Annotated in this window: 2 protein-coding genes and 4 tRNA genes; all 6 read left to right on the top strand. The window is 56.4% G+C overall.

Features of this window, described 5'->3' with window-relative positions:
• Positions 1-161: 161 nt before the first annotated feature.
• The 6 genes from DXD56_RS09885 to DXD56_RS09860 all read left to right on the top strand — a co-directional run bounded on the left by DXD56_RS09885 (position 162) and on the right by DXD56_RS09860 (position 3,889).
• Positions 162-251 (top strand) — tRNA-Leu (locus DXD56_RS09885).
• A gap of 59 nt (positions 252-310) precedes the next feature.
• Positions 311-2,656 carry a GAF domain-containing SpoIIE family protein phosphatase gene (locus DXD56_RS09880; protein ID WP_117641082.1) on the top strand — a complete coding sequence of 782 codons (2,346 nt, stop codon included), beginning with the start codon at positions 311-313 and terminating at the stop codon, positions 2,654-2,656.
• Positions 2,657-2,734: 78 nt separating this feature from the next.
• Positions 2,735-3,481, top strand: coding sequence for an anti-sigma factor antagonist (locus tag DXD56_RS09875; protein ID WP_117641081.1), 747 nt, complete (start codon positions 2,735-2,737; stop codon positions 3,479-3,481).
• Between the two features lie 106 nt (positions 3,482-3,587).
• Positions 3,588-3,663, top strand: a tRNA-Gly gene (locus DXD56_RS09870).
• A 34-nt stretch (positions 3,664-3,697) separates the two neighbouring features.
• A tRNA-Cys gene (locus tag DXD56_RS09865) sits at positions 3,698-3,771 on the top strand.
• Between the two features lie 42 nt (positions 3,772-3,813).
• Positions 3,814-3,889 (top strand) — tRNA-Gly (locus DXD56_RS09860).
• Positions 3,890-4,073 lie beyond the last annotated feature (184 nt).

Genomic DNA, 4,073 nt, shown 5'->3' with positions numbered 1-4,073 from the left:
ATGAATGTGGGAGGTGTTCGGATAAAGTCGATAATCAAGGTTTACAAATTCGTAAACTTTTTTGAAAAAAGTGCTTGCACAGTTCTCGAATCATAGGTTATCATCTTCTTCGTTGAACGCGCGGGTCGAACAAAACGAACTGCGAATCAACAACATAGCATGTCGGAGTGGCGGAATTGGCAGACGCGCTAGCTTGAGGTGCTAGTGACCGCTTTTTGGTCATGCGGGTTCAAGTCCCGCCTCCGACACCATCGCATTTGAGAAGCCTCTTCGGAGGCTTTTTTGTTACCGATAGACGGTGAGGTCCACGATGGAAACGCTTGAACGCAACGAGTGGGCAGACGTTGCCCAACTAGTCGAGATCACGAGCGATGCTGTCATCATCTGCGAGCTCGACGGAACCATTCTGCATGTGAATAATCGCTTACTTGGTTTGATGTGCGAGGAACGCGCCGACGTCATCGGCGGAGATGTTAAAGACGTCCTGTACTCGTCCGCTTTTGAACGTGCGACGGAACATCGTCTGCCATTTGAAACTGATGGCTCCGAGAACGAACTGATGCTCAAGCTGAGTGACGGCTCTTTTATTCCCGTCTTGGTTCGTGCGGGCTCCGTAACGCCTCCACGCATCTTTGGGCGCCGCGCACCACGTGTCCTGGTGGCGCTTCACAGTATCGAGGAACAGTATTCTCACGACCGGCAACTCAAGCGTGCGTTATCGGAGCTTAGAGTGGCGAACAAGCGTCTCTCTGGGACGCTCTCGGTCATTATGAGCACTGTGGGCTCCGATGAGTTACCCAGCCTGCTTGATACCGTTTTGAGCCAGCTTGTAGGAACGCTCGATGCTTCGGGTGCCGCTATCTATTTTTCTGAGAGCGGCGGCTTTAAGCTTCGCGGTGTTTCCAAGGAGCTGTACGACAGCTACCTGCCCGAGTTTTTGCCGTATGGCGCTGGCATTCCGACGTATGTTCTTCGCGAGTCGCGTGCTTGTCGCTTGTCGATTCAACAGGACCTTGAGGGCGATAAGGCCGCCTCCGGTATGTTCATGGACCTGGATAATCGTTCTAAGCACCTGTTGCGCATGCAGGATATGCCTCCGTACCGCAGTGAAATCTGTCTTCCCGTTTTTTACGGTACGCAGATCCTCGGTGTGCTGGAAGTTGGTTGGAAACGCCCCCAGGCACCGCTCGCCTATGACGTTAATGTGCTCGAGGTCATTTGCGATTACCTGTCTATCCAGCTGGTCGGCATGGCATCGAGCCTTCGCTCCCGTCGCACGGCCGAGCTTGGTCGTTCCCTCAATGTGCTGCGTGATGAGTTGTTTACCTTTCTAGACGATTCCGCCGCGGCTACCCAGGCGGTGTCGTCCGAGATCTGCAATATGCTCAACTGCCATTTTTTCCCTGTTGAGTATGACGCCAGTCTGGATTCCTACGTCATAGATTTTGAAGGCGGCAGTCGCGTTGCTTTGCCGGACGATCCCGAGAAGCTTTTCTTTTCCACGACGGCGCCAGCGGCACGTCTGGGGGCTGCCCCTGATGGCTTTGAGGCATCTGTTTTGGGCGGCACGAGTGCCGAGGACCTTAAACACGTCCGTATAACTCGCGTTGACGAATCGATGCCTATGGGAGGCTGGCTTAGAGCGCATGGCCTGCCTTGCCAGGGTCTCTACGTCGACGCCGGCATCGAGGCGGGGCGCCCACGCCCTGAGGGCGATGGCAAGCACAGTAACGACGCAATCGTTCCTGCTTCTGTTGCGAAGGGGCCGACGACGCGTGCGCTGCTGCTTCGTGATGGTAGCCAAGAGCCGATTGATGACCTTGAATATGACTACTTGGTGCACTTGGCTCATGACTTTGAACTGATCTATGAAGGCGAATCTCAAAAGCGTGAGGAGCGCCATATCGCTCAGACCCTCCAGATTGGCATGAGAAATTCACTGGGGGATGTTCCGGGAATCGCCGCCGATTCGGTGTACCTGTCGGCCACGAACTCGGCGTTGGTCGGCGGCGATTTCTATACGCTCATCCGTCTTCCCGACGATTGCGCCGTCATGATTCTGGGCGATGTGTCTGGCAAAGGCATTGAGGCTGCATCGATGTCCGCACTCGTCAAGACGGCCCTGACGGCATATGCCTGGGAGGGCGCTGGACCGGCCCGCATGGCACGCTCCCTTAACAGCATGCTTATGGGCTTTTCGAGGGTCGAGACGTTCGTGACGGCCTTTATCGCCAAGATTGACCTTAAAGCCGGACGCGCAACGTATTGTTCGGCGGGCCATCCTCCGACCATGGTCATCAGGCCAGAGTCGATGCCGCTGGGTGGCGGCGAGGCTCGTGGGGGAGAGGTCGAGCTGCTTGGATGCCAATCGGGGGTAATCGGTGCCTTTGAGAGCATGGTGTACGAGACAGGCGTGTTTACGTTCGCTCCTGGTGACATGCTATTTATGTACACCGACGGAACAATCGAAGCGCGTGACCGCTCGGGTGCTTTCTTTGGCGAGCAGCGCCTTCGCGACCTTCTGCTCTCTGTCTCGGGTGAGGGCGTGTCGGGCATTTGCGGCAAGGTCTTGGGCGAGCTTGACCGATTTACCGAATCGGCGCTGGACGATGACATTGCATTGGTGTCCCTTGAGTTTTTACGGGGTCGTTCATAGACGACGCTGGGCGGGCTGAATCCGTACGGTTGGGGAAACGAATGCATCGAGTGGGCTTTTTTGGGGAACCATGGTCGTATGAATGAGTGGAATGACATAGCGGTTTTGACGCCACCAGGCGATATCGACATCGCCACGGTGCCTGCGCTGCGTCGGCGGTTGGATGCTTTGATTGGCCGCGGCGTGCGTCGTGTCGTCATCAACTGTCAGGCTGTTAGCTTTATCGATTCGACGGGCTTGGCATTCCTGCTTACGCGCGCTCGTGAGCTCATGAGGCGAGAAGGCCTGCTTTCGCTCGTCAATGCATCGGGTGAAGTTGTTCGCTTTTTGGAGATTGCTCGTCTTGTCGATATTCTTCATGTCGCGGGGCCGACACGGGAGTCTATTCCCGCCATTCCGGTGGGGGAGCTGCCTCGCTGGAGTAAGAGCGTCGAGGTCCGTCAGGGTATCGAGAATCTTCCATACTACCGACATCGCATCGCCGAACTCCTTGAATCGCTTCCGTTGCGCCGTGACGAGCGCTACGATGTCGCATTGGCGTCGGGGGAGGCGCTGGGTAATGCCTATGACCATGCGGGCGGTATCGGGTGCGTCCTGACGGTTCAGGCCTATAGCGATCGCGTTGTGGTTGAGGTGCTTGATCGAGGTGCCGGCTATTCTATCGATGAAACGAGCGAACCGGTCGCATCAGAGGAGCGCGGCCGTGGTATCAAGCTTATGCGTATGCTCGTCGATAACGTGGAGGTTGCTCGTCGTACGGACGGCGCCGGCACGCGCGTGCAGATGGTGAAGCTGTTTAGCGGAGCGCTGGAATCGTGTGCCTAGCCAATCGCTTTAGCGCGTTTAGCTACTAAGAACATGCGGCAGACAAGTTTTTTGAAAAAAAGTACTTGCGTCTTTTGGACAACTCGCGTAAATTAATAACCCGCAAGCGGACATGGCTCAGTTGGTAGAGCACAACCTTGCCAAGGTTGGGGTCGCGGGTTCGAGCCCCGTTGTCCGCTCCATTGCATTTCCGGACCGTTTAGGCGGTCCTTTTTCGGCGAAGTGGCCAAGTGGTAAGGCAGAGGCCTGCAAAGCCTTTACCCCCGGTTCGAATCCGGGCTTCGCCTCCAGGCAACATCCGGGCGCTCCGGCGCCCGTTTTGTTTTACATATGCGGACATGGCTCAGTTGGTAGAGCACAACCTTGCCAAGGTTGGGGTCGCGGGTTCGAGCCCCGTTGTCCGCTCCAACTATCTTACGCGGTTCTAACGAACCGCGTTTTTTGTTGACGCTGCGCGGGCCCCGGGCACCCCATCTTGCCCCTCAATCGTCGGTCGCGTACATAAAGTACGCTTCCCTCCTCTTTCGCGGCAACCTGGGGCACCCGGAGCCCGCTCGCTCATATGACCCAATCCACTGTCAAGGGCCACAAT

Origin of the sequence: Collinsella sp. TM06-3, from assembly GCF_003436395.1 — a bacterium.
Lineage (GTDB): Bacteria > Actinomycetota > Coriobacteriia > Coriobacteriales > Coriobacteriaceae > Collinsella.
Note: the sequence above shows the minus strand (reverse complement) of the source record. Positions and strands in the feature narration are given on the sequence as shown.

What these genes read in the sequence shown, in the direction of transcription:
- DXD56_RS09880 (WP_117641082.1), top strand. Translation starts at nt 311, where the DNA reads ATGGAAACGCTTGAACGCAACGAGTGGGCAGACGTTGCCCAACTAGTC.
- DXD56_RS09875 (WP_117641081.1), top strand. Translation starts at nt 2,735, where the DNA reads ATGAATGAGTGGAATGACATAGCGGTTTTGACGCCACCAGGCGATATC.